Source organism: Microbulbifer rhizosphaerae (genome assembly GCF_014191725.1).
GTDB classification, from domain to species: domain Bacteria; phylum Pseudomonadota; class Gammaproteobacteria; order Pseudomonadales; family Cellvibrionaceae; genus Microbulbifer; species Microbulbifer rhizosphaerae.
Window position 1 is genome coordinate 83,499 of the sequence record NZ_JACHWZ010000004.1, and the last position, 19,870, is coordinate 103,368.

Annotated in this window: 21 protein-coding genes; 19 read left to right on the forward strand and 2 right to left on the reverse strand. The window is 61.8% G+C overall.

The window, feature by feature from the left end:
* The first annotated feature begins 56 nt into the window (after nucleotides 1–56).
* The 4 genes from fabZ (at nucleotide 57) to rnhB (ending at nucleotide 3,374) form a co-directional block, all read left to right on the forward strand.
* Complete coding sequence (gene fabZ / locus FHS09_RS05170; RefSeq protein WP_183457433.1) at nucleotides 57–494, forward strand: 3-hydroxyacyl-ACP dehydratase FabZ; 438 nt, start codon at nucleotides 57–59, stop codon at nucleotides 492–494.
* A gap of 81 nt (nucleotides 495–575) precedes the next feature.
* Nucleotides 576–1,355, forward strand: coding sequence for an acyl-ACP--UDP-N-acetylglucosamine O-acyltransferase (lpxA, locus tag FHS09_RS05175; RefSeq protein ID WP_183457435.1), 780 nt, complete (start codon nucleotides 576–578; stop codon nucleotides 1,353–1,355).
* Between the two features lie 131 nt (nucleotides 1,356–1,486).
* Nucleotides 1,487–2,668 (forward strand): lipid-A-disaccharide synthase, encoded by a 1,182-nt coding sequence (gene lpxB, locus FHS09_RS05180; protein ID WP_183457437.1) that lies wholly within the window; start codon nucleotides 1,487–1,489, stop codon nucleotides 2,666–2,668.
* Nucleotides 2,669–2,756: 88 nt separating this feature from the next.
* Nucleotides 2,757–3,374 (forward strand): ribonuclease HII, encoded by a 618-nt coding sequence (gene rnhB / locus FHS09_RS05185; protein WP_183457439.1) that lies wholly within the window; start codon nucleotides 2,757–2,759, stop codon nucleotides 3,372–3,374.
* 7 nt (nucleotides 3,375–3,381) lie between these two features.
* Here rnhB and FHS09_RS05190 read toward each other — a convergent pair whose 3' ends face one another.
* Nucleotides 3,382–4,653 (reverse strand): HlyC/CorC family transporter, encoded by a 1,272-nt coding sequence (locus FHS09_RS05190; RefSeq protein WP_221191807.1) that lies wholly within the window; start codon nucleotides 4,651–4,653, stop codon nucleotides 3,382–3,384.
* Nucleotides 4,654–4,707: 54 nt separating this feature from the next.
* Complete coding sequence (locus FHS09_RS05195; protein ID WP_183457446.1) at nucleotides 4,708–5,508, reverse strand: cytochrome C assembly family protein; 801 nt, start codon at nucleotides 5,506–5,508, stop codon at nucleotides 4,708–4,710.
* 162 nt (nucleotides 5,509–5,670) lie between these two features.
* Between FHS09_RS05195 and ffh the strand changes: the two genes are divergently transcribed.
* The 15 genes from ffh to prfB all read left to right on the forward strand — a co-directional run bounded on the left by ffh (nucleotide 5,671) and on the right by prfB (nucleotide 19,744).
* Nucleotides 5,671–7,074, forward strand: a complete 1,404-nt coding sequence (gene ffh / locus FHS09_RS05200; protein ID WP_183457448.1) for a signal recognition particle protein — start codon at nucleotides 5,671–5,673, stop codon at nucleotides 7,072–7,074.
* A 394-nt stretch (nucleotides 7,075–7,468) separates the two neighbouring features.
* On the forward strand, nucleotides 7,469–7,708 hold the full coding sequence (gene rpsP / locus FHS09_RS05205; protein ID WP_183457450.1) for a 30S ribosomal protein S16: 240 nt from the start codon (nucleotides 7,469–7,471) through the stop codon (nucleotides 7,706–7,708).
* 16 nt (nucleotides 7,709–7,724) lie between these two features.
* Complete coding sequence (rimM, locus tag FHS09_RS05210) at nucleotides 7,725–8,279, forward strand: ribosome maturation factor RimM (protein WP_343057408.1); 555 nt, start codon at nucleotides 7,725–7,727, stop codon at nucleotides 8,277–8,279.
* 2 nt (nucleotides 8,280–8,281) lie between these two features.
* Nucleotides 8,282–9,046, forward strand: coding sequence for a tRNA (guanosine(37)-N1)-methyltransferase TrmD (gene trmD / locus FHS09_RS05215; protein ID WP_221191808.1), 765 nt, complete (start codon nucleotides 8,282–8,284; stop codon nucleotides 9,044–9,046).
* An 80-nt stretch (nucleotides 9,047–9,126) separates the two neighbouring features.
* Nucleotides 9,127–9,477 (forward strand): 50S ribosomal protein L19, encoded by a 351-nt coding sequence (gene rplS / locus FHS09_RS05220; protein ID WP_183457452.1) that lies wholly within the window; start codon nucleotides 9,127–9,129, stop codon nucleotides 9,475–9,477.
* A gap of 273 nt (nucleotides 9,478–9,750) precedes the next feature.
* Nucleotides 9,751–10,497 (forward strand): thioredoxin fold domain-containing protein, encoded by a 747-nt coding sequence (locus tag FHS09_RS05225; RefSeq protein ID WP_183457454.1) that lies wholly within the window; start codon nucleotides 9,751–9,753, stop codon nucleotides 10,495–10,497.
* 237 nt (nucleotides 10,498–10,734) lie between these two features.
* Nucleotides 10,735–12,030, forward strand: a complete 1,296-nt coding sequence (locus FHS09_RS05230; protein WP_343057415.1) for a homoserine dehydrogenase — start codon at nucleotides 10,735–10,737, stop codon at nucleotides 12,028–12,030.
* 188 nt (nucleotides 12,031–12,218) lie between these two features.
* The gene (gene thrC / locus FHS09_RS05235) at nucleotides 12,219–13,610 is read left to right on the forward strand and encodes a threonine synthase (RefSeq protein WP_183457458.1); all 1,392 of its coding nucleotides are present in this window, start codon (nucleotides 12,219–12,221) and stop codon (nucleotides 13,608–13,610) included.
* 120 nt (nucleotides 13,611–13,730) lie between these two features.
* Nucleotides 13,731–15,458, forward strand: a complete 1,728-nt coding sequence (gene recJ, locus FHS09_RS05240) for a single-stranded-DNA-specific exonuclease RecJ (RefSeq protein ID WP_183457460.1) — start codon at nucleotides 13,731–13,733, stop codon at nucleotides 15,456–15,458.
* Between the two features lie 34 nt (nucleotides 15,459–15,492).
* Nucleotides 15,493–15,639, forward strand: coding sequence for a hypothetical protein (locus FHS09_RS05245; RefSeq protein WP_183457462.1), 147 nt, complete (start codon nucleotides 15,493–15,495; stop codon nucleotides 15,637–15,639).
* On the forward strand, nucleotides 15,636–16,262 hold the full coding sequence (locus tag FHS09_RS05250) for a LysE family translocator (RefSeq protein WP_183457464.1): 627 nt from the start codon (nucleotides 15,636–15,638) through the stop codon (nucleotides 16,260–16,262). The genes FHS09_RS05245 and FHS09_RS05250 overlap by 4 nt, the downstream gene beginning before the upstream one ends.
* 18 nt (nucleotides 16,263–16,280) lie before the next feature.
* Nucleotides 16,281–16,706: a hypothetical protein gene (locus tag FHS09_RS05255; RefSeq protein ID WP_183457466.1), complete on the forward strand. Its 426-nt coding sequence runs from the start codon at nucleotides 16,281–16,283 to the stop codon at nucleotides 16,704–16,706.
* Between the two features lie 181 nt (nucleotides 16,707–16,887).
* Nucleotides 16,888–17,283: a MerR family transcriptional regulator gene (locus FHS09_RS05260; RefSeq protein WP_183457468.1), complete on the forward strand. Its 396-nt coding sequence runs from the start codon at nucleotides 16,888–16,890 to the stop codon at nucleotides 17,281–17,283.
* Nucleotides 17,276–18,376, forward strand: a complete 1,101-nt coding sequence (locus tag FHS09_RS05265; RefSeq protein WP_183457470.1) for a permease — start codon at nucleotides 17,276–17,278, stop codon at nucleotides 18,374–18,376. The genes FHS09_RS05260 and FHS09_RS05265 overlap by 8 nt, the downstream gene beginning before the upstream one ends.
* Nucleotides 18,377–18,648: 272 nt before the next feature.
* A protein-coding gene (prfB, locus tag FHS09_RS05270; RefSeq protein ID WP_183457472.1) for a peptide chain release factor 2 occupies nucleotides 18,649–19,744 on the forward strand; the annotation gives its coding sequence in 2 pieces (ribosomal slippage) (nucleotides 18,649–18,720 and nucleotides 18,722–19,744; 1,095 coding nt in all).
* Nucleotides 19,745–19,870 lie beyond the last annotated feature (126 nt).

The following is a 19,870-nucleotide window of genomic DNA, read 5'->3' on the forward strand; positions in this document are numbered from 1 at the left end:
CTTAAGGCATGGGGAAGGGCACTTAGGCCCCGAAGTGGTTTCTGGGGATAATATACATGATGGACGTACGCGAAATTCGCGAATACCTGCCGCACCGCTATCCCTTCCTGCTGGTGGACCGGGTTCTGGAGCTGGAGGAAGGCAAATATATCAAGGGCTACAAGAACATCTCTATCAACGAGGAGGTATTCAATGGCCACTTTCCCGATGTACCGATTTTTCCGGGTGTGATGATTGTTGAGGCGCTCGCGCAGGTATCGGGAATCCTCGGTTTCAAAACCCTGGGGCAAAAGCCCGAGGATGGTTATCTCTACCTGTTTGGCGGCATTGATAATGTGCGCTTCAAGCGGCAGGTGGTGCCGGGCGATCGGCTGCAACTGGAATCCGAAGTGGTTTCCGAGCGCCGCGGTATCTGGAAATTCGCCTGCAAGGCGAGTGTAGAAGGCGAACTGGCGGCCTCTGCCAATGTATTGTGCGCGGTCAAGAAAGTTTGATTGTGACCGGTTCGATTCCATTACTTTCCCGCAGGGTTTAAATTGGCGGGACTTTCCAGCTTGCGAGGAGTAGGGCGCAGAATGCAGACGACTATCCACCCCACTGCGATTGTCGACGAGTCGGCAACTCTGGGTTCCGGGGTGAGCATCGGTCCCTACACAATTGTAGGTCCTCAAGTGGAAATCGGAGACGGCTGCGAGATCGCCTCCCATGTGGTATTGAGTGGCCCCACCACGCTCGGCAGCAATAATCGCATTTACCAGTTCGCCACCGTGGGCCAGGATACCCCGGACAAGAAATATAAGGGCGAGGACACCACCCTGGTCATCGGCGACAACAACGTGATTCGGGAGGGGGTCACCATCCACCGGGGCACGGTGCAGGACCGCGGAGAAACCACCATCGGCAACGATAACCTGATTATGGCTTACGCCCACGTGGGTCACGACAGTGTTATCGGCAACCACACCATCCTGGTCAACAATGTCGCTCTGGCCGGACATGTGCAGGTGCGGGACTGGGCGATCCTCGGCGGCTTCACCATGGTGCATCAGTACTGTTCGATCGGTGAACACGCCTTTACCGGCATGGGCGCGGCCATCGGCAAGGATGTGCCGGCCTATGTGATGGTGGCCGGCCACCCGGCGGAGGCGAAGACCATCAACGCCGAGGGGCTGCGTCGCCGCGGTTTTACCCGGGAGGAAATCTCCCTGATCAGCAGGGCCTACAAAATGGTCTACCGTCGCGGTCTCACCCTGCAGGAAGCGCTGGAAGCGCTAATCGAATTGCGTGAGGAGTCGCCGGTAATCCAGCCGTGGATCGATTCTCTCAAATCCTCCAGCCGCGGTATCGTCCGCTGATCGGAAGACTTTAGAACAGACAGCCTGTAGGAGCGGCCGCTGGCCGCGATCGGTCTCACTTCGTAGCGCCATAGGTCGCGGCCAGCGGCGGATGGCCGCCCCGCCACTCCTACAAGACAGGATTGCGTCGAGTGACAACCAACAACAACCCCCTGCGCATTGGTATCGTGGCCGGCGAGGCCTCCGGCGATATTCTCGGAGCCGGCCTGATTGCCGCTTTGCAGAAACGCTTTTTATCATTGGAAGTGGAGGGCGTCGCCGGCCCGCGCATGCAGGCAGCGGGTGCAAAGTCTCTGTTTCCCATGGAGCGGTTGTCGGTAATGGGTTTAGTGGAGCCCCTGAAACGCCTGCCAGAACTGCTCAAAATCCGCCGCACCCTGCGCCGGCACTTCGTCGATAATCCCCCGGATCTTTTTATCGGCATCGATTCCCCGGATTTCAATCTGTCACTGGAGGAGTCGCTGAAGTCCGCCGGCATTCCTACCGTGCATTATGTCAGCCCTTCGGTATGGGCCTGGCGCCAGGGGCGCATCAAAAAAATTGCCCGCGCCGTTGACCATATGCTCACCCTGCTGCCCTTTGAGGCGAGCTTTTATCGGGAGCATCAGGTGCCGGTCACTTTTGTCGGCCATCCCCTGGCGGATGAGATTCCCCTGCAGGTGGATACCGTGGCGGCGCGCCGGGAACTGGGCTTCGATGAGGGGGGGCAGGTTATTGCGTTGCTTCCGGGTAGTCGCGGTGGCGAGGTGCGACTGCTGGGGCCGCTGTTCTTACAGGCCGCGCGCTGGTGCCATCGGCGCCGGTCCGATTTGAAATTTGTCCTGCCGGCGGCCAACGAGCAGCGGCTGACAGAACTGAAGTCGCTGCTGGCGGACTATAGCGATTTACCCGTGATTCTGTTGGAGGGGAATTCGCAGCGGGCAATGGCGGCGGCGGATGCCGTGTTGATCGCCTCCGGCACCGCCACCCTGGAAACACTGCTGCTGAAAAAACCCATGGTGGTGGCCTATAAAATGGGGGGCGTGTCCTACGCGATTTTTTCCCGTATGCTGCACACCCCCTGGGTCTCCCTGCCGAATTTGCTCGCCCAGCGCGATCTGGTGCCGGAGATTTTGCAGGACGAAGCCACTCCGGAGAGCCTGGGCGCGGCATTGCTGCAGTTTTTCGATGATCCGGTATTGACGGATCAACTGGTGCGGGAATTTGACGATATGCACCAGCAACTGCGGCGCCATGCTTCAGAGCGGGCAGCGGATGCGGTGTGCAAACTGCTCGATTCCAGAACCGAAAACCAGAACAATACCACTTTGTAGGAACGGCCCATGGTCGCGATCGATCTATCTTCATAGTGCAAATCGATCGCGGCCAACGGCCGCTCCTACAGAGGGCGAAAGAAAAGCCATGGAACAAAAAGAACCACTACCACCCTATGTCTGTGCCTATAGTGGCGATCTGCTTGCCGGAGTCGACGAAGTGGGTCGCGGTCCACTGGCGGGCGATGTGGTGGCCGCGGCGGTGATCCTCGATCCCCAAAGGCCCATCGAAGGCCTTGCGGATTCGAAAGCACTGAGTGAGAAAAAGCGCGAAGAACTGTTCGGACAGATTCGCGAACGGGCGCTATGCTTTGCCGTCGCCCGCGCGACGGTGGGAGAGATCGACAGACTGAATATCCTGCACGCCAGCCTGCTGGCCATGCGCCGCGCGGTGGAACAGTTGCAGCCACAACCGGAATTTGTACTGGTGGACGGGAATAGAAAACCGGACTGGCGCTATGACTGCGATACTGTAGTAAAGGGAGACAGCCGGATAGAGGTCATCGCTGCCGCCTCGATCCTGGCCAAGGTCACCCGTGACCGGGAGATGGTGGCGCTGGATCGGAAATACCCGGGTTACGGCCTTGCTCAACACAAGGGCTACCCGACCAAGACACACCTGCAGGCACTGAAGCGTTTGGGCTCCAGCCCGATACACCGACAGAGTTTTGCCCCGGTGCGCCAGTTGGTGATGGAGCTCGGTTGAGGCCGAGCTATTTTTTCATTTTCCTCACCCGCGCTCGCGCAATCATCTTCTCCGACATCTCCACAATCTCCACCCGGTAATTTCCCAGGTAAAAGCTGATATTGCCGTCGGGAATGCTCTCCAGATGTTCCAAGGCCAAACCGTTGAAGGTCTTGGGGCCGTCGGTGGGCAGCTCCCAGTGCAGGGTGCGGTTGATATCGCGAATGGAGGTGCCGCCCTCGATCAGGTACCAGCCGTCGCTTTGGGCGACGATTTCCTCGTCTTCGCTGGGCACCGGGCTGGCAGTGAAGTCGCCGACGATTTCCTCCAGTAGGTCCTCCAGGGTGACAATGCCCATCACTTCGCCGTACTCGTCCACCACCAGGCCCATGCGGCGCTTCTGCTTCTGGAAGTTCATCAGCAGGGTGGGCAAGGGAGTGGCCTCGGGAACGAAATAGGGTTCATCCGTGTAGGACTTGAGCTGGTCTGCACTGAATGTTTCGGGCCCGTCGCGCAGTATTTGCGCAGCGCGGCGCAGGTGCAGTATGCCCACCACGCGGTTGATGTCGCCCTCGTACACCGGCAGGCGGGTGTAGCTGCTCTCCGTCAGCTGTTGCAGTATTTCCTCTGTGGAGTTTTCTATATCCAGCCCCACCACTTCATTGCGCGGAATCATGATGTCCTCCACCGTGGCCTGGTCCAGGTCCAGCACGTTGAGCAGCATGCCCTTGTGCTTGCTGGGCAGCAGGGCGCCGGACTCGAACACCACGGTGCGCAGTTCCTCCGGCGCCAGGTGTTCGGCCTCGGTGCCTGCGGTGGCCTCTACACCGACCAGACGCGCCAGACTGTTGGAGATGCTGCCCACGAGCCAGACGAACGGCGTCAGCAGCCACAGCAGCGGGCGTAGTACCAGGGATGCGGGAAAGGCGATTTTCTCCGGGCGCAGGGCGGCGATGGTCTTTGGGGTGACCTCGGCGAAAATCAGGATCACGAAGGTCAGCACGGCGGTGGCGTAGATGACACCGGCATCGCCGTACAGCTGGGTGAACACCGCGCCGGCGATCACCGAGGCGAGAATATTGACCAGATTGTTGCCGATCAGGATGACGCCGATCAGTTTGTCCGGGCGCGACAGCAGCTCCATCGCGCGCCTGGCGCCGCGGTGGCCACTCTTGGCCTGGTGGCGCAGGCGATAGCGGTTCAGCGACATCATGCTGGTTTCGGAGCTGGAGAAGAAAGCGGAAATGACAATCAGCAGAGCCAGCAGGCCGAACATCAGGCCGAGGGGTATCTCGTTCAAGGGTGAACTCTTGTTATTCGTGAACGGAAATATTGGAACAGAATTCCACTTGGCTCAAGCCCTTTGCAAAATGACCTCCAGCACCAGCTTGCTGCCAAAGTAGGCCAGCATCAGCGCGGCGAAGGCGGCGAGGGTCCAGCGCACCGCGGTATTGCCGCGCCAGCCCAGCTTCCAGTGCCCCCAGAGCAGGATGCTGTAGAGCACCCAGGCCAGGATCGACAGCGCGGTTTTATGCACCAGATGCTGGGCGAAGAAGTCGTCCACAAACAGGAAGCCGGTGATCAGCGATGCGGTGAGCAGCAGCTGGCCGAAGGCGATCAGCCCGAACAGCAGGGATTCCATGGTCTGTAGCGGCGGCAGGAAGCGGCTGATGCCGCCGGGTTTGTGGTTGTGCAATTGCTGGTTCAGGTAGTAGAGGTAGATCGCCTGCAGGGTGGCCAGGGCGAGCAGGGAATAGGCGGCGATGGATAGCAATGCGTGCACTGCGATGCCGGCAGACAGCTGCTGGCGCGGCGCCACGCCGCCCCAGGAGTGGACCGCCGCCAGTTCCGCCAGGGCTCCCAGTGGGGCCATGATCAGGATCAGCAGGTTGAGCGGGCGGCGGATCGCCAAGGTCAGAAGCAGCAAGTTTACCGCCCAGGCCACCAGCGAGAGCATGGCCAGCAGGTCGAAGCGGTAGCCCCCGGGCGCCCGCAGGGTGTACGCCAGCGAGATGCCGTGGGCCAACAATGCGGCGGCGAGCAGGCCGAGCAACAGGGCGTTTGCGGGTTGGCGCCGCCGCGCAAAGGCGAGGGCGGCCACTGCGGTGGTGGCCAGATAAAGTGCGATTGCCGTCCAGTGGGCGAATGTCGCCATCGATAAATCCGTGTCTCCGATTCGATAGGCGGGCAGTGTGTCACAGCGCGCCTGTGCTGGAAAGGCCGCCTGCGCTATACTCCCGCGTTTTCGGTTTTCACCTTTTTCTGTAGGAGCGGCCGCTCCTACAGACAAGGGCAGAGTGAGGCACTGGACGTTTATATGTTCGACAACCTGAGCGACCGCCTGTCGGGGGCGTTGAAGAAAGTCACAGGCAAAGCGCGCCTGACGGATGACAATATCCGCGACACCCTGCGCGAGGTGCGCAAGGCGCTGCTGGAGGCGGATGTTGCGCTGCCGGTGGTGAAGGCTTTTGTGCAGCAAGTGCGCACTGCGGCGGTGGGACAGAAGGTGAGCAAGGCGCTCAACCCGGGTCAGCAGTTCGTGAAGATAGTGCAGGACGAACTGGTCCAGGTAATGGGCGAGGCTGCCGCGCCGCTGAACCTGGCGGTGCAGCCGCCGGCGGTGATCCTGATGGCGGGCCTGCAGGGCGCCGGCAAGACCACCAGCGTGGCCAAGCTGGCCAAGTACCTGCAGGCGCGGGAGAAGAAAAAGGTGATGGTGGTGAGTGCGGACGTCTACCGTCCCGCGGCCATCAAGCAGTTGGAGACCTTGGCTGGCGAAGTGGACGCGCTCTTCTATCCCTCGAGCGCGGACCAGAAGCCGCTGGATATTGCCAAGGGCGCGGTGGATGCGGCGCGCAAGCAGTTTGCCGACGTGCTGATCGTGGACACCGCCGGCCGCCTGCATATCGACGAGCAGCTGATGGGCGAGATCCGCGAGCTGCAAACCGAACTGAATCCGGCCGAGACCCTGTTCGTGATTGACGCCATGATCGGCCAGGATGCGGTGAACACCGCGAGTGCTTTCAATGACGCCCTGCCGCTCACTGGTGTGATTCTCACCAAGGCGGACGGCGACGCCCGCGGCGGTGCCGCGCTGTCGGTGCGCCAGGTGACCGGCAAGCCGATCAAGTTTATCGGTGTTGGCGAGAAGACCGACGCCCTGGAGACCTTCCACCCGGACCGCATCGCCTCGCGTATCCTCGGTATGGGCGACATCCTGTCGCTGATCGAGGAGGCGGAGCAGAAGATCGACAAGGCCAAGGCCGAAAAGCTGGTCAAGAAGGTGCAGAAAGGCCGGGGTTTTGACCTGGAAGACCTGCGCGATCAGCTGCAGCAGATGCAGAATATGGGCGGTTTCGGTTCCCTGCTGGAGAAAATGCCGGGCATGGGCGGCATGGCCCAGATGGCGCAGCAGGCGGATATGGGTGGGGAATTCAAGCGCATGGATGCCATTATCGGCTCCATGACCCCTGCGGAACGCCGCAATCCGGATATCCTCAACGGCTCCCGCAAGCGCCGTGTCACCGCCGGTTCCGGCACCCAAATCCAGGACCTGAATCGCCTGCTCAAGCAGCACAAGCAGATGGGCAAGATGATGAAAAAGCTCAAAGGCAACGGCATGAGCAAGCTGATGCGCGGTATGGGCGGAATGCCGGGAATGGGCGGTGGTGGCATGGGCGGGATGCCCGGTGGTCTTCCCCCTGGCTTTCGCAAGAAGTAGCTGGGAGCGCGGAGCTGTCACCTTGAGCGCTGAAGGCTACCTTGAGTGCTGAAGGCTCCAGCTCCGCAAGGGGCTGCAGGCTCGCCGTTACGCCCGGTTCTTGACAGGCGCTGTGGCGGCTCTGCTGCCGGTGGCCGTTCGCTTCACAACCTGATCGGTAAATGTTCCGCGAACGGCCCCCGGCATCAGAGCCTTCGCTTCGAAGTCCGATATTCTTATCCGAGTCCCGAGTCCCGAGTCCCGAGTCCCGAGTCCCGAGTCCCGTCCTGGCGCTATACAAACCCGAAGCGGTACATTAGAATACGCCGCCTTTCAGCCGGCCCGACTGCTGGCATCGGATTTTCTTTCGGCCGCCCCTGGCGACCGAAGTGTGTTGAAACTACAGGAAAGCTACATGGTAACCATTCGTTTGGCTCGCGGCGGCGCGAAGAAGCGTCCGTTCTATCACCTGGCAGTCACCGACAGCCGCAAATCCCGCGACGGCCGCTTTATTGAGCGCGTCGGCTTCTTCAACCCGGTTGCCCGCGGTCAGGAAGAGCGTCTGCGCATCGACCGCGAGCGCGTCGAGTACTGGGTTGGCCAGGGCGCTCAGGTTTCCGACCGGGTCAGCAAGCTGCTGAAAGAATCCGCCTGATCAAGCGTTTGCGCCCGTGACGCCTATTAACCTTGACAGCAGCGGATCCAAATCCGCTGACTTGGTCACTGCAGGGCGCATCACCGCGGTTTACGGTGTTCGTGGCTGGGTCAAGGTGCATTCCTATACCGAGCCGATGGACAACATCCTGCAGTTTCCCGAGTGGTGGCTGCAGGGAGACGACGGTTGGGAGCCCCTGCAGATTGACGGGGGCAGGCGCCACGGCAAGGGCCTGATTGCCCATATCAAAGACGTGGACGACCGGGACCGGGCTGCCCACTACTGCCAGCGGGACATCGCCATTCGCAGCGACGCCATGCCGCCTCTGGCGGAGGGTGAGTACTATTGGCACCAACTCGAAGGCCTGCGGGTAGTCAGTGAGTTCGAGGGCCGCAGCTACGATTTCGGCCGTGTCGAACGACTGATGGAAACCGGGGCCAACGATGTGCTGGTAGTGCGCGGTAAGGAGGGCGAGAGTGAGCGCCTGATTCCCTACCTCCCCGGTGAGTACATTACCGATATCGACCTGGACTCCGGTGTGATCACCGTAGTCTGGGACCCGGAATTTTAGCGATGCGCGCCAAGCGCATCGCTCTGGTAAGCATCTTTCCGGAGATGTTTGCCGCTTTGACCGATTACGGGATCACCGGTCGCGCGGTCAAAGAGGGATTGCTGGAGGTGCGTTGCTGGAATCCGCGGGATTTCACCAGCGACAGGCATCGCACCGTGGACGACCGCCCCTACGGTGGCGGGCCGGGCATGGTGATGCTGCCGGAGCCACTTTATCAGGCGCTGGGCGAAGCACGAGCCTGGGCCGGGGAAATGGGGCTGGCGCGCACCATCTACCTGTCGCCCCAGGGGCGGCCGCTGGACCAGGCCGGCGTGGAGCAACTGAGCGAAGCGGGCAATCTGGTGCTGTTGGCAGGGCGTTACGAAGGTGTCGACGAGCGCATTGTCGATATGCTCGTCGACGAAGAGTGGTCCATCGGCGACTATGTCTTGAGCGGCGGCGAACTGGCCGCGATGGTGGTGGTGGATGCCATCACCCGGCTCATCCCCGGTGCGCTGGGGCACGACCAGTCGGCGGTGGAGGATTCCTTCGCCCGGGGGCTGCTGGACTGCCCCCACTACACCCGCCCGGAAGAGTACCGGGGCAGGGCGGTGCCGGATGTTTTACTCTCCGGCAACCACGAGAGAATACGCCGCTGGCGCCTCAAGCAGGCACTGACGCGCACGCAACAGCGACGGCCCGACCTGCTGGAACGGCTGGAGCTGGACAGGGAGCAGAAGCAACTGTTGGAGGAAATCCAGCAGGAGTGGAAATCCAAAGAAACTTGATGTCGGATTCGCCGTGAGGCGGGAGTAATCCGGTGAACTAGCTGAGAAGCTACACAAATCTGTATTTGGGAGTATTCCAAATGACTAACAAAATTATTCAGCAACTGGAACAGGAACAGCTGAAAAGCGAAGTTCCCGCCTTTGCTCCGGGCGACACCGTGGTCGTTCAGGTAAAGGTAAAAGAAGGTAACCGCGAGCGTCTGCAGGCGTTCGAGGGTGTGGTGATTGGCAAGCGCAACCGCGGCTTGAACTCCTCCTTCACCGTGCGCAAGATCTCCCACGGCGTGGGCGTGGAGCGCACCTTCCAGACCCACAGCCCGCTGGTGGACAGCGTCCAGGTCAAGCGCCGGGGCGACGTGCGCCAGGCCAAGCTGTACTACCTGCGCAACCTCACAGGCAAGGCTGCTCGTATCAAGGAAAAGCTCAACTGAGTCTTTCCCGCGACATGCGCAAAAGCCGGAGCAGCGATGCTCCGGCTTTTTTTTATGATGCACGAATCACCCGGCTCCCCTCTCCCGCTTACGGGAGAGGGGTTGGAGAGGGTTCAAGGGTGCAGGCGTTGCGGAGCATTTCATGGTGCCGAGAGGTGGGATATGTTAAAACACGCCAAGCGAGGCATTTGTTGCCAACCGGTGCCATACTGGCGGGAACCGGCAGCTGCCGCACAAGTCGAAGCCTACAAGCAGACCAAGGAGCTATCGAGAATGATCCTTTTCAATAAGCCGCTGATGATGATCGGCGCGCTGCTCGCCCTGTTGGGACAGGGGGCCTACGGAGCAGTGGACGCGGAAGTGGCCAAAAACATCAAGGCGCGCCTTCACGCTGCCAATCCCAAGGCCAGTTACGGCGAGGTGCGTGAGAGCCCGATCAGTGGCCTGTATGAAGTGGAAGTGGACGGGAGCAGCACACTCTTCGTCTCCAAAGATGGCGGCCACTTCGTATTCGGCGACCTGTACCAGGTTGGAAGCGGTTCCCTGGTCAATCTCTCCGAAGAACGCCGCACCAAGCAGCGAGTCGAGGTGATGGAAGAGCAGGATCTGGGCGAAATGATCGTCTTCTCCCCGAAGGGCGAGACAAAGGCCCATATCTACGTGTTTACCGATGTGGACTGCGGCTATTGCCGCAAGCTGCACCAGGACGTGCCGGAGCTGAACAGGCGCGGTATCGAAGTGCGCTACCTGGCCTTCCCCCGGGCCGGCCTGAACTCCCTGGGGTATCGCAAGATCGCCACTGCCTGGTGTGCCGAAGACCGCAACAAAACCCTGACCGCGCTGAAAAACCGCGAGAACGTGTCGCTGGATGTCTGTAAGAACAACCCCGTGGCTAAACAGTACAAGCTGGGCAATGAAGTGTTCGATGTGCGCGGCACCCCCACCATCGTAATGCAGGACGGCACCGTTGTGCCCGGCTACCTGCCTCCGGACACCATGGTGAAAGCGCTCGGTATCTGAGTGAAGGGTTGGTCAGCGGCTGCTTTCCTGTCCGCTGGCCACCTGCCGCCAAGCACTATCGCTGTGCAATTTTATTGACATTTCTCCCCATCCCTCAGTATGGTTGTCGTCCTTTTATCGTCTTTCACACCATTTATTGCGCTGTAACCCGCGCGGAGGGAAGTTGTGAGCGCACCCGTCCAAGAGACCACCGAACAGGCAGCCCAGCGGCAGAAACCCCAGTCCCCCCGGCGCGCGGTGCGCATCGGTATTTGTGGCCTGGGCACCGTCGGCAGCGGCACCGTTAATGTCCTGGCGCGCAACGCCGAACAGATTGCCGCGCGCTGCGGCCGCGCGGTGGAAATAGTGCAGATCGGCGCCCGCCGTGACAACCCGGCCTGTGACACCAGCGCACTGAACGTCACCAGGGAAATTTTCGATGTCGCCGCCAATCCCGAAGTGGATATCCTGGTGGAACTGGTCGGTGGCACCACCGTGGCCCGGGAGCTGGTGCTCGCGGCGATCGCCAACGGCAAGCACATCGTCACCGCCAACAAGGCGCTGATCGCCGAGCACGGCAACGAACTGTTTGCCGCCGCCACAGAGATGGGCGTGACCATTGCCTATGAAGCCGCGGTGGCCGGCGGTATCCCAATTATCAAATCCCTGCGCGAGGGCCTGGTGGGCAACCGTATCCAGTGGCTGGCGGGGATTATCAACGGTACAGGCAACTACATCCTCACCGAGATGCGCGACAAGGGCCGCAGCTTTGCCGAGGCCTTGGCCCAGGCGCAGCAACTGGGCTACGCAGAGGCGGACCCCACCTTCGATGTGGAGGGCATAGACGCGGCCCACAAGCTGGTGATCATGGCCTCCCTAGCCTTCGGCATACCGCTGGCCTTCGACAAGGTCTATACGGAAGGCATCAGCGGCATCTCCAGCGAGGATATCCGCTACGCGGACGAACTGGGTTACCGGATCAAGCACCTGGGTATCGCCCGGCGCACCGAGCAGGGGGTGGAGCTGCGCGTGCACCCCACACTGATCCCCCAGCGGCGCCTGATCGCCAATGTAAACGGGGTGATGAATGCGGTGCTGGTCAACGGCGACGCCGTGGGCCCGACCCTCTATTACGGCGCCGGCGCCGGCGCCGAGGCCACCGCCTCCGCGGTGATCGCCGATATCGTGGATGTGGCGCGCACCCTGGAGGCCTTCCCGGACCAGCGGGTGCCCGCGGCGGGAGTGGCTCCGGGCAATCAGAATGGTGCCAGTGTCCTGCCCATGGACGAAGTGGTCACCAGCTACTACCTGCGCATCTCCGCCCAGGACAAGCCTGGGGTCATGTCCCAGGTGGCGAAAATCTGCAGCGATCAGGGCATCAGCATCGAGGCCCTGATCCAGCACGAGCCTGCCGAGGGCAAGGCCCTGGTGCCGGTGGTGATTCTCACCAGCCGCGCCAAGGAAGCCCGTTTGCGCGAGGCGGTGGCACAGATAGAGACCCTGGATACCGTCGAGGGCGAGGTGGTGCGCATTCGTGTGGAGCCGCTGGGTTAGCCCGGAAGCGCCGAGCTCCAGCTCGGCTTGCGGGCCCCAGGCCCGCTTGGTGACCCCTGCGGATTAAGAAATCTTTCCTGTAGGAGCGGCTGTTAGCCGCGATCGAGCTCGCAGAATTCCAACAGCCCGATCGCGGCCAGCGGCCGCTCCTACAAATAAATTTTCAGCTTTTTCAGAATCAAAATACCGTGAAATACATCAGTACCCGCGGCCGCGCGCCGTCCCTTTCCTTTGCCGATACCGTACTCACCGGCCTCGCCAGCGACGGCGGCCTCTATGTGCCGGAATCCCTGCCGAAATTTTCCGTAGAGGAAATCCGCGGGATGGCGGGGCTCGACTACCGCGAGCTGGCCTTTCGGATTATTCAGCCGTTTGTCGGCGAAGACCTCAGTGACGAAGAGCTGCGTGAAATCATCCAGCGTTCCTATAAAAATTTCCGCCACAGCGCCGTGGCGCCGCTGGTACAGACGGATACCAACGAGTGGATCCTGGAGCTGTTCCACGGCCCCACTCTGGCGTTCAAGGACTTCGCACTGCAGTTTCTCGGCCAGCTGTTCGACCACCTGTTGAAAAAACGCGGCGAGCGGGTGGTGGTGATGGGGGCCACCTCCGGCGATACCGGCTCTGCGGCCATCGAGGGCTGTCGCCACTGCGACAACATCGATATTTTTATCCTGCACCCGCACAACCGGGTATCGGAGGTTCAGCGCCGGCAGATGACCACGGTACTGTCGGACAATGTGTTCAATATCGCCCTGGAAGGCAACTTCGACGACTGCCAGAACATGGTTAAAGCCAGCTTCGCCGACCAGTCCTTCCTGCCGGACGGACGGCGCCTGGTGGCGGTCAACTCCATCAACTGGGCGCGCATCATGGCGCAGATCGTCTATTATTTCTACGCCGCGGTGAACCTGGGCGCGCCGGAAAAGACGGTGAACTTCTCCGTGCCCACCGGAAACTTCGGCGATATTTTTGCCGGCTACCTGGCGCGGCAGATGGGCCTTCCCATCGACCAACTGGTGATCGCCACCAACGCCAACGATATTCTGCATCGCTGCATCAGCGACAACGACCACTCTCCAAAACCGCTGGTGCACAGCCTGTCACCGAGCATGGATATTATGGTGTCGAGCAATTTCGAGCGCCTGCTGTTCGATCTCTACGACCGCGACGGCGAAGCGGTGGCGGCATTGCTTGCCGATCGCAGTGCGCCCATGCACCTGAAAGAGGGGGCGCTGAAAAAGGCGCGGGAGGTCTTTTCCTCCCACCGGCAGGACGACCTGCGCACCGTGGAGGTGATTCGCGAGATGTTCGAGTCCAGTGAATACCTGCTGGACCCGCACACCGCCATCGGTGTGGAGGCCGCACGGCGGCAGCGCAAGTCGAGCCAGCAGCCCATGGTTTGCCTCTCCACCGCCCATCCGGCAAAATTCCCGGAAGCAGTGGCCCGCGCACTGCCAACGCAAAAGATCCCCCTGCCGACGCACATGCAGGGCCTGTTCGAACGCGAGGAACGGATGCGGGTACTGCCCAACGACTTGGCGAAGGTCCACGAATTTATCGCGACCGCGCTGGCGTAACCGGACCGCGGAGCTATTTACCTGAGGGCCGCAGGCCCGCCATTTGCGGGACGAGCCGGTGCGGAGCCCATCGCGACAAGCATTTGCTGTTGCTTCCGAACCAATAACAAGCTCTAAAACATGAATAAAAAAATTCAGCGACGGCCAGTGGACTTCTCCACTGGCCGTTTTGCTTCTGATACCCCGAAAATTCTCCAGCGGGTCCTACTCGGTCGCGGTGTTGCCAGTGAGGCACAGTTGGACCACCGTCTGGCGAAGCTGTACCCGCCCGAGTCCATGCGGGGCGTGGAAAGGGCGGTGGCGCTGCTGGTGGAGGCGGTGCGCGCGCAGAGGAAAATCCTGATCGTCGGCGATTTCGATGCCGACGGCGCCACCAGCAGCACCCTGGCGGTGCTGGCGCTCGGCGCCATGGGCGCGCAGTCGGTGGAATTCCTGGTGCCCAACCGCTTCGATTACGGCTACGGCCTGACACCGGAAATCGTCGAAGTGGCAGTGGACTACCGGCCCGATCTGCTGATTACGGTGGACAACGGCATCAGCAGCATTGAAGGCGTGGCCGCGGCCAGGGCCGCGGGCATGACGGTGATCGTCACCGACCACCATTTGCCCGGGTCGCAATTGCCGGACGCGGATGCCATCGTCAATCCGAACCAGCCCGGCTGTGATTTTCCGAGCAAGAACCTGGCCGGCGTCGGGGTGATTTTCTACCTGTTGAGCCGTTTGCGCAGTGCGCTGGACAAGTGCGGCTGGTTTGCTGAAAGTGGCATTGCCGCGCCGAATATGGCCGAGTACCTGGACCTGGTGGCCCTGGGTACGGTGGCGGACCTGGTGCCCCTGGATCACAACAACCGCATCCTGGTGCACCAGGGTATAGCGCGCATCCGCGCCGGTCGCTGCCGCCCGGGTATCAGTGCCCTTCTGGAAGTGGCCGGTCGCGACCAGCGCAAACTGTCCACCACCGATATCGGCTTTATCCTCGGTCCGCGCATCAATGCCGCCGGGCGCCTGGACGATATAGGCACCGGCATTCGCTGCCTGCTGAGCCGGGACCCGGTTGAGGCCCGCGATCTGGCGGCGGAACTGGACGGATTGAACCGGGACCGCAAGGCGATAGAGCAGGGCATGCAGCGGGAGGCCATGGCGGCGCTGGAAAAGTTGCAGCTCGAGGGCGAAATCCCCTGGAGCCTGTGTCTCTACGACGAGAACTGGCACCAGGGCGTGGTGGGGATTCTCGCCAGCCGGATCAAGGAAAAATTCCACCGCCCTGTCATCGCCTTTGCCGAAGGGGACAATGGTTTGATCAAGGGTTCGGCGCGCTCCATTCCCGGTCTGCACATTCGCGACGCGCTGAGTGATGTGGCGGCCGCGGATCCGGACCTGATCGACAAGTTCGGCGGCCACGCCATGGCCGCGGGTTTGAGCCTGCCCGCAGAAAACTTAGCGGCCTTTACCGACGCCTTCGAAATGGCGGTGCGCAACCGCCTGAGCGAATCGCAACTGGAAGCGGTGATCGATACCGACGGCGAACTGGAAGCGGTGGAATTCAGTCTGCACACCGCCGCGCTGCTGCGCAACTGCGCACCCTGGGGGCAGGCGTTTCCGGAGCCGGTGTTCGACGGTGAATTCCTGCTGCTGCAACAGCGCATCGTCGGCGATCGCCACCTGAAAATGGTGGTGGCCCCGGTCGCCGAGCCCCAGCGGGCCCTGGACGCCATCGCCTTCAATGTGGACACGGACCAGTGGCCGCAGCCGGCGGAAAAAATTCTCCTGGCCTACAAGCTGGATATCAACGAATATCGCGGGCGCGAATCACTTCAGTTGCTGGTAAGCCATCTGCAGCCCGCTTGATACACGTTTCGTCGTTCCGGCGCCCACGCTGATCATGAGTTTGGAGTCTGTATTTGCCCTGTTCGCGGGCTGGCTGTTCCTGAACGAATTGCTGAGTGTGGAAAAACTGATAGGCTGCGAGCTGATGCTCGCCGGTATGCCGGCGAGCCACTACGGTAACCACACGGGGAGCCACCATTGATTGACTTGTCCGCCCTGGCGTTGTTTGTGCCCACGTTCTTTTTTGTCTCCGTCACCCCGGGGATGTGCATGACCCTGGCGCTGACCATGGGCATGACCTTCGGCGTGCGCCGCACCCTGTGGATGATGGTCGGCGAGCTGGCGGGCGTGGCGCTGGTGGCGGTTTCCGCGGTGGCGGGCATCGCCGCGGTGATGCTGCAGTATCCGGCGGCCTTCCAACTGTTCAAATACCTCGGCGGCGCCTATCTGGCCTGGCTGGGAATCCAGATGTGGCGCGCGCGAGGCGGTATGGCGATGGTTCCGGCGGAAGAGAGTGAAACGCCCGCTCCGCCGCGCCGCGCGCTGGCGGCCCAGGGATTCGTGACCGCGGTGGCCAACCCCAAGGGGTGGGCGTTCTTTATCGCACTGTTGCCCCCCTTTCTCAACGACAGTTCCCCGCTGGCACCGCAGTTGGCAGTACTGGTTGCTATTATTCTGCTGTTGGAGACACTGTGCCTGCTGATTTACGCCAGTGGCGGGAGCACCCTCAGCCGCCTGTTACACCGCGGTGAAAATGTGCGCCTGGTAAACCGTATCGTCGGCACCCTGATGCTGGTGGTCGGAGGCTGGCTGGCTTTTGGCTAAACGGAGGAAGCCCGATCGATGAAAAAATACCTTTTACCGCTGCTGTTGATCCTGGCGATAACCGCCTGCGACCAGGGAGAACGCAAGAAAACCGCAGCCGGCGCCACCGCCGGACAGCCAACCGTCGATGACGAGAAACCGGCGGTGCGGCCGGAGGAGTTGATCTGGGTATTCGAGGCGCGCGGCAGCCGTCAGTGCGAGGGCGGCGGTACCACCCTCGACGAAAGCAGCGGAAAACTGACCGGCAACGGTGTGGAGGTGCAGGAATCCCACTGCGCCGCCCGCACCGACCGCATGTATCCCAGTGTGTGCGGGGGGGCCACCGGGGACATCCTCCTGCACCTGGTCAGCAAGAAATCCCTGGACGCGGCCCTGGAGCTGGGTTTCGACCCGGCAGACCAGATCCAGTACGAGCGCGGGAGCTGTCCGGACAACAGGGCCTGACTTCTCAAGCCGATTGTGCCGGAGTCTCTATCGGGGCTTGGCGGCGGAGATTCACCGGAAAATTGCCGCCCGATGCCCGCCGGCGAGCAGCGGATCCCGATTGCTTCCGGGACGCTTGACCTTCCTCTTGCGGTAATCTTTATCCTCCTGCATCGTAAGTGACACTGATGTGGGAGGTTTTATGAATATTTCCCAGGCGGCGCGGAAGTCAGGGCTGACCGCCAAGGCCCTGCGCTACTACGAGTCCATCGATCTCCTGGCCCCCGGGCGCTCGGAAAACGGCTACCGCGACTACAGCGAGCGGGACCTGGAGACGCTACGCTTTATCCAGCGCGCCCGCGCGGTGGGATTTGCTATCGGCGAGGTACGCGATTTGCTGGAGCTGCACCGCAACCCGGCACGCCGCAGCCACGACGCCAAGCTGCTGGTGCGGGAGAAACTGCAGCACGTCGAGGAGCAGCTGCGCAACCTGCGCGAAATGCGCGCGACGCTTCGGGTCCTGGCGGACAGCTGCGCCGGCGACGAATCCCCGGAGTGCGCCATCCTGGACAACCTGGCCGGAGGTGATCATGGCTGATCCGTGTTGTTCCTCCAAAAAGGAGGCGGCCGAACCACAGATGGTGGAGCCGCACGCTTCCGCCTGCTGTGCCGACGAGCCCCACGGCCGTATCGACTGGTTGCTGTGGATCAGCCTGTCCCTGGTGACATTGCTCTATGCTAGCTACTGGGTGCTGGATTTCGCCGGGCTGCCGGAATGGCTTCACCATATGAGCGGGGGTGTGGTGGAGTTGGTGCACACCATGTGGTGGGGCGTGGCGGCGGGGGCGCTGTTTGTGGGCCTGCTGGCGCGGATTCCCCAGGGGTTGGTGATTTCGGTATTGGGGCGCGGCGGCAGCAAGCGGGGCCTGGTGCGCGCCACTCTGGCGGGTCTCTTTTTCGACCTCTGCTCCCACGGCATATTGATGGTGGGGATGCAGCTGTACAAACGGGGCGCCAGCCTGGGGCAGGTGATGGCTTTCCTGATTGCCAGCCCGTGGAATTCCCTGTCTCTCACAGTGATCCTGATTGCGCTGATCGGCCTGCACTGGACTCTGCTGTTTATCCTCTGCTCAGCGCTGATCGCGCTGCTGGCGGGCTACCTGGCAGACCGACTGGTGGCGGGGGGCAGGCTGCCGGCCAATCCCAATGAGGTGCACCTGCCGGACGACTACGACTGGCGCGGGGAGGTGGCGGAACTCTGGGAACGGAGTGAATTGACCCCCAACAGTGTCGTGGGCCTGCTCTGGGAGGGCATCCGCGGTTCGCAGATGGTGGTGCGCTGGCTGCTGGTGGGCATCGTGCTGGCAGTGTTGGTGCGCGCCTTTGTGGACCCGGCGCTGTTCCAGCAGTGGTTCGGGCCCTCGCTGCTGGGGCTGGGGGCCACCCTGGTCGCCGCCACGGTGCTGGAGGTCTGCTCCGAGGGGGCCACGCCGCTGGCGGCGGATATCTTCAGCCGCGCGGCGGCGCCGGGCAACGCCTTCGCCTTCCTGATGGCCGGCGTATCCACCGACTACACGGAGCTGATGTCGATCAAGGACACCAGCGGCTCCTGGCGTATCGCCCTGGCGCTGCCCCTGCTGACCCTGCCGCAGATTATCGTTGCGGGGCTGTTGATGAACCACTTTGGCTGATGGTTTGCGCCCCTCTCCCCTTCGGGGAGAGGGGCGGCCCGGAGCTGGCCCAGTGGCGGCCCTGGTGCCGGTGGCCGTTCGCTCAACAGCCTCATCGGCAAACCTTTCCCGAACGGCCCCCGGCACCCGGGCCTTCGCATCGGGCTGCGGCATACTTTCCAGAGTTCGGAGGGCGGATAATCGCCGCACATCCGCCAACACGGCTGGAAGCACCCCATCGCGCTGCGGTAGAATGCGCGCCGCTTTAAACACAGTCCGGAATCCGAGAGTTCATGGAAATCAATCCCCTCCTCAACCAACTGAAAGACCTCGAAGAGCGCACCGACGTTCTTAGGGGGTATCTTTGACTACGCCAGCAAGAAGGAGCGCCTGACCGAGGTCGAACTGGAGCTGGCCGAGCCCAGTGTCTGGGACAATCCCGACCGCGCCCAGGAGCTCGGCCGCGAGCGCTCCTCCCTGGAGACTGTGGTAAAGACCATTGAGAACCTCGATTCGGGCATTTCCGATTGCCGCGAATTGCTGGAAATGGCGGTGGAGGAGGGGGACGAGGACTCGGTGGTCGAGGTCTCCTCGGAGATCGAGGGCCTGCAGCAGCAGTTGGGCATTCTCGAATTCCGCCGCATGTTTTCCGGCGAGACGGACGCCAATAACGCCTACCTGGATATCCAGGCCGGCTCCGGCGGCACCGAGGCCCAGGACTGGGCGGAGATGCTGTTGCGCATGTACCTGCGCTGGGGCGAGGCCCACGGCTTCAAGACCACCCTGGAAGAAGTTTCCGCGGGGGAGGTGGCGGGTATCAAGAGTGCCACCGTTCATTTCGTGGGCGACCACGCCTTCGGCTGGTTGCGCACCGAGACCGGTGTGCACCGCCTGGTGCGCAAATCGCCGTTCGATTCCGGCAACCGCCGCCACACATCCTTCTCCTCCGTATTCGTATCGCCGGAGATCGACGACAATATTGAGATCGAGGTGGACAAGTCCCAGGTGCGTGAGGATACCTACCGCGCTTCCGGCGCCGGCGGCCAGCACGTGAACAAGACCGACTCCGCGGTGCGCCTGACCCATATTGAATCCGGCATCGTGGTTGCCTGCCAGAGCGAGCGCTCCCAGCACCAGAACCGCGACAAGGCCTGGAAAATGCTACGGGCCAAACTGTACGAGCAGGAAATGCTCAAGCGCAACGCGGAAAAGCAGGCGATGGAGGAGAGCAAGGCGGATATCGGCTGGGGCAGCCAGATACGCTCCTACGTGCTGGACGACCAGCGTATCAAGGATCTGCGTACCGGAGTGCAGACCAGTAACTGCCAGACAGTGCTGGACGGCGACCTGGATCAGTTTATCGAGGCGAGTTTAAAAGCGGGCCTTTAGTCTCGGGAGCCTCCCTGTAGGAGCGGCCGTTGGCCGCGATCGCTGTTTCACGTTTGTCGATAGTCCGATCGCGGCCAACGGCCGCTCCTACAGAGCAAAAACCTATTTTCGCATCAAATATACAGT

Coding starts and splice junctions, on each gene's coding strand:
- trmD (WP_221191808.1), top strand. CDS start 8,282: ATGCGCGCCAAGCGCATCGCTCTGGTAAGCATCTTTCCGGAGATGTTT.
- FHS09_RS05195 (WP_183457446.1), bottom strand. CDS start 5,508: ATGGCGACATTCGCCCACTGGACGGCAATCGCACTTTATCTGGCCACC.
- rnhB (WP_183457439.1), top strand. CDS start 2,757: ATGGAACAAAAAGAACCACTACCACCCTATGTCTGTGCCTATAGTGGC.
- lpxA (WP_183457435.1), top strand. CDS start 576: ATGCAGACGACTATCCACCCCACTGCGATTGTCGACGAGTCGGCAACT.
- FHS09_RS05255 (WP_183457466.1), top strand. CDS start 16,281: ATGAAAAAATACCTTTTACCGCTGCTGTTGATCCTGGCGATAACCGCC.
- recJ (WP_183457460.1), top strand. CDS start 13,731: ATGAATAAAAAAATTCAGCGACGGCCAGTGGACTTCTCCACTGGCCGT.
- rpsP (WP_183457450.1), top strand. CDS start 7,469: ATGGTAACCATTCGTTTGGCTCGCGGCGGCGCGAAGAAGCGTCCGTTC.
- FHS09_RS05260 (WP_183457468.1), top strand. CDS start 16,888: ATGAATATTTCCCAGGCGGCGCGGAAGTCAGGGCTGACCGCCAAGGCC.
- FHS09_RS05225 (WP_183457454.1), top strand. CDS start 9,751: ATGATCCTTTTCAATAAGCCGCTGATGATGATCGGCGCGCTGCTCGCC.
- FHS09_RS05265 (WP_183457470.1), top strand. CDS start 17,276: ATGGCTGATCCGTGTTGTTCCTCCAAAAAGGAGGCGGCCGAACCACAG.
- ffh (WP_183457448.1), top strand. CDS start 5,671: ATGTTCGACAACCTGAGCGACCGCCTGTCGGGGGCGTTGAAGAAAGTC.
- FHS09_RS05245 (WP_183457462.1), top strand. CDS start 15,493: ATGAGTTTGGAGTCTGTATTTGCCCTGTTCGCGGGCTGGCTGTTCCTG.
- fabZ (WP_183457433.1), top strand. CDS start 57: ATGATGGACGTACGCGAAATTCGCGAATACCTGCCGCACCGCTATCCC.
- rplS (WP_183457452.1), top strand. CDS start 9,127: ATGACTAACAAAATTATTCAGCAACTGGAACAGGAACAGCTGAAAAGC.